This is a genomic window from Bacillus sp. JJ1566, assembly GCF_036962685.1.
Taxonomy (GTDB): Bacteria; Bacillota; Bacilli; order Bacillales; family Bacillaceae_L; genus Ferdinandcohnia.
In genome coordinates this window covers 1-4528 of sequence record NZ_JBALOP010000082.1, presented here as the reverse complement: position 1 = coordinate 4528, position 4528 = coordinate 1, and the positions used below count along the sequence as shown (strand labels likewise).

The 4528-nt window shown below is 37.8% G+C and carries 5 protein-coding genes; 3 read left to right on the top strand and 2 right to left on the bottom strand.

Annotated features, from left to right (window positions below; all coding sequences use genetic code 11):
* Positions 1–265: 265 nt before the first annotated feature.
* Positions 266–832, top strand: coding sequence for a hypothetical protein (locus V7112_RS23370; protein ID WP_335424318.1), 567 nt, complete (start codon positions 266–268; stop codon positions 830–832).
* A gap of 49 nt (positions 833–881) precedes the next feature.
* Entirely contained in the window at positions 882–1067 is a 186-nt protein-coding gene (locus tag V7112_RS23365) for a sporulation protein Cse60 (RefSeq protein ID WP_335424316.1), read from the top strand.
* Between the two features lie 31 nt (positions 1068–1098).
* Here V7112_RS23365 and V7112_RS23360 read toward each other — a convergent pair whose 3' ends face one another.
* A complete protein-coding gene (locus V7112_RS23360) occupies positions 1099–2373 on the bottom strand; it encodes an NAD(P)/FAD-dependent oxidoreductase (protein ID WP_335424314.1) in 1275 nt (424 codons plus the stop codon).
* Between the two features lie 18 nt (positions 2374–2391).
* Positions 2392–2784 carry a thiol-disulfide oxidoreductase DCC family protein gene (locus V7112_RS23355; RefSeq protein WP_335424311.1) on the bottom strand — a complete coding sequence of 131 codons (393 nt, stop codon included), beginning with the start codon at positions 2782–2784 and terminating at the stop codon, positions 2392–2394.
* A gap of 216 nt (positions 2785–3000) precedes the next feature.
* Here V7112_RS23355 and V7112_RS23350 point away from each other — a divergent pair.
* The coding region (locus V7112_RS23350; protein WP_335424309.1) for a putative polysaccharide biosynthesis protein at positions 3001–4528 on the top strand (1528 nt) is incomplete at its 3' end.

The following is a 4528-nucleotide window of genomic DNA, read 5'->3' as shown; positions in this document are numbered from 1 at the left end:
TGGATAAAACAGGAAAAAGCCATAGTATAAACTCCGGATAAGCCACTAGTTTTGGATAATTTAGGAAAAGGTCGTAGTATAAACTCCAGATAAGACAATAGTTATGGATAAAACAGGAAAAAGTCATAGTATAAACTCCAGATAAGCCAAGGGTTATGGATAAAACAGGAAAAACTCATAGGGTTAACACCAGGTAAGAGTGAGCCTTCGTTGGATGTAACCTTTACTCACTTTTTTCGACTATACCTAAAAGGGGGTCGACGGGTTGAAATATATAAAAGGGCTACTTGTCCTACTGTTACTTTTTCTGATTGTTATTGGACTTTTCCCTCGACAAGCATCAGCATGTTCGTGTGCTTATCCAGAATCGGTGAAGGATGAGCTAAATAGAAAAACGGCCGTTTTTTCTGGAAAAGTGATTGATCTTGTAGATGAAAATAAATTTTCCTACATCCAATCAAGTGGGGACCCAATTGAAGTGTTATTTGAAGTTAACGAAAGCTGGAAGGGAATCAATACTTCTCAAGTCATCATAAGCACTGCAAGATCAGGTGCGAGCTGTGGGTATGAATTTGAATTAAATAAGGAATATCTTGTATACGCTTACGGAGAAATAAACCAACTAGAAACGGGTTTTTGTGAAAGAACGGCATTACTATCTGTAGCAAGTGAGGATTTAGCTTTACTTGGCCAGGGGAAAGAACCAACCGAAAAAGTGGACCTACAGGACGAATTAGGAAAATCAAATCTTGTTTATTTGCTTTCCATAATAGCGATTTTATTAGTTATAGGATTCATTATCTGGAAAAGAATAAAAAAACCTAGATTATAAGCTTAACAATCTAAAACTCTGTCAATACTAGTGGTGGAGGTGGAGTTTTATGGCGATAAAGGTTAAGATTTTTGATGAAGAACATGAAGAAGATTTAGAACATAAGATGAATCGATTCTTCGAAAAAGTAGATGAAGATGATATAGTTGAGGTTAAATTCCAGGTTGGGGTTTCCTGTGACCAAGAGGATGAGCAAATTTTTTGTTTTTCAGCAATGATCATATATAGAGCCTAACCCACAGCGTGCTTGTGAGTTAGGCTCTAATTTAGTTTCGTATTGCAGTTGATTGTTTTCCTGCATTTTTACCAGCTAATCTCCCTGTCACAAGGGCTGATGTGATATTATAGCCCCCCGTATATCCGTGAATATCAAGGATTTCCCCGCAGAAAAAGAGCCCTTTCATGAACTTTGACTCCATTTCCTTTGGATGAATCTCTTTTATTGAAACGCCACCACCTGTTACAAAAGCTTTTTCAATTGGCAGTGTCCCGTTGACCGTGAACTGAAATTGTTTGCAATCCTTAGCAAAGGCGCGGATACTGTCGTGAGACAAATTCGCAAAGGTAACCTGTGGATCGATTTCGTTTTTCTCTAATAAAAATAGAAGATACCGTTCTGGTAACAACCCTTTTACAATATTTTTAAAAGCCTTTTTTGGATCTTCTTTTGTTAGTTTTACAATTTGCTGAAAGATTTGCTCCTCGTTCATTGATGGTATTGCATCAATGCTCATGACAACACGATCTACTTTAAATTTCTTTAGCGTTTTTACCACAAACTGGCTGCAGCGTAAAACAGCCGGACCTGAAATACCAAAATGCGTGAACAGCATGTCCATTTGATGAGTGATGACTGTTTTTCCTTTTGGATTTAAGACACTAACAGCTACGTCACGTAGAGCCAGACCTTGTAAGATTTTGTTTTTGATGAAATCCTCGTCAGATGTAACTGGGACTTCAGTTGGAAATAGATCTGTGATTGTATGACCAGCGGCTACTGCCCAAGCATATCCGTCACCGGTCGAACCAGTCTGTGGTACGGATTTACCGCCGACTGCGACAACGATACTTCTGGCATCTAAGTACTCACCGCTTTTTAAATGAACACCAGCAACATGTCCATCTTTGTATTCTAGCTTAGCAACAGGTGTGTTTGTTTCGACATGTACATCTAATGACTTGAGTCTAGTTAACAATGCATCGACGACAGATTGTGCTTTATCGGTTGTCGGAAACATTCTACCGTGGTCCTCTTCTTTAAGTTGAATCCCTAATTTTTCAAAGAAAGCAATGATATCTTCATTATTAAACACAGAAAATGCGCTATATAAAAATCGACCGTTCCCTGGAATATGTTTAATGATTTCATCGATTGGAAGCCGGTTTGTGACATTACACCGCCCTCCACCTGAAATTGCAAGCTTTCTTCCAAGCTTATTTCCTTTATCTAAAAGGAGAACCTTCGCCCCTTGCTCGCCTGCGGCTATCGCAGCCATTAAGCCCGACGGCCCTCCTCCAATTACAATTACATCATACTGCAAATAGAACACTCCTTATTCTCAGTCTAAAAAACGTTTGCGAACCTCTGGAGGTGGAAGCATACAGCTTTCCTGTTTTCCAAACCATTTATAACGATTATTGGCAATTACATGATAAAATATATCCCGAATTGGTGCTGGAATAAATCTAAATATATAAAGAAAGTGGTAAACTCCCTTTAGATTACGACAAACTCTAAGTGCGGCACTTGATTTTGTAAAACAACGTTCATCCTCTATTAATACGAAACTATTAATGTCATCTGGAATACCGTGTTTTTTCAATAATGCCTTTCCTGCTTCACTTTGAAGAGAGGCAAAATGGTATCGCTGTTTAACATCTCTTTTTAGGATAAATTGCACACTGCTATTGCAAAAATTACAAACACCATCAAACAATATAATATGATTCATGGCTTTCCACACTCCTATTGTCTCTTATATACATCATATCATGTGAATGGAGCAGATAATAACGTTGAATTTCAAAACCAACAAGTCTAAACTATACATGACATAGAAATAAGGCTGGTATGTCATGAAACAGACAAAAAATTATAGGTTAATAATTTTTATAAATATGATAAACTTGATTAGTTAGTCTTCAAAAATTAAGATTGGGGATTTAATATGTCAGATTCGAATTCGAAATTACTGCGTGGGACGTTTGTCTTAACTCTTGCTACATATACTTCTCGTATTTTGGGAATGATCTATGTTTTTCCCTTCGTTTATTTAGTTGGAAATCTTGGATCTGCCCTTTATTCGTATGGTTATGCACAATATACAATCTTTTTATTTATATCAACTGCAGGAATACCAGCTGCTGTTTCAAAATTTGTTTCGAAATATAATTCTTTAGGTGATTATCATACCGGAATGAGGATGTATAAATCTGGACTATTCGTGATGGGGCTTACAGGTCTAATAGGTTTTATAATCCTTAATTTACTTGCACCAATTCTTGCACCAATTGTTCTTGGTGGTGGAGGAGATACAGGTAATACGGTTGAAGATGTTACATACGTCATTCGTATGGTGAGTTTTGCTTTACTAGTTGTCCCAATCATGAGTATCCAACGAGGGTTTTTTCAAGGTCATCAATCCATGGGACCGACTGCTGTTTCACAGGTAGTGGAACAGGTAGTCCGTATTCTATTTGTTCTTTCTGCAACCTTTATAGTGATGAAGGTAATCGATGGTGAAAGAGTCTTTGCGGTTGGATTGGCTACATTTGGCGCTTTTATTGGAGCACTTGGTGGTTTGACGGTCCTCTTATGGTATTGGTTTAAGCGAAAACCATATTTAGATGAAATGCTCACAAAAAGCAGACCACAAACGGATATAACAACAAAGGAAATGTTCAAGGAATTATTTTCCTACGCAGGACCATTTGTCTTAGTGGGATTAGCAATTCCACTTTATCAATACGTTGACCAATTAACCTTTAACCGAACAATGATGGGGAACGGAATCGAAAAAGATGTATCGGAAGGTTTATTTTCATATGTAACATTTATGGTTCCAAAATTGGTGATGATTCCTGTGTCATTGGCAACGGCTTTCAGCTTAACACTTGTTCCAACGATTACGAATTCGTTTACATCTGGAGATTTCAAACTGTTAAGAAGCCAAATTGATAAGACCTTTCAAATTTGTGTCCTGTTGGTTTTACCTGCGGTCGTTGGTTTATCAGTCCTAGCATACCCAGCATTTAATGCATTTTTTGAAATAAGCGACGCTGGTGGTCGAATTTTAAGATGGTATGCACCTGTTGCGATTCTATTTTCATTTTATTCGATTTCAGCAGCTATTTTACAAGGAATTAATAAGCAGAAATTCGCGGTAGTGAGTTTGTTTTTGGGACTCATTCTTAAAATCAGCTTCAATAGTCTGTTTATTACCTGGTTCGGTGAGATTGGTTCGGTCCTTGCAACTGCCTTAGGATACACAGTAGCGATTGCGTATTGCTTCTGGATGATATCAAGACATGCAGGATATCGTTATTCATTGTTTGCAAGAAGGTCTCTATTAATGGCGATTTTTGCGGCCATGATGGCATTGGCAATCATGGCAATTGAATGGGGATTATCATTTATAGTCGGCTACGAGAATGGCAGGATGCAATCGGTCTTTGTCATGCTAATAGGTGTAGGTG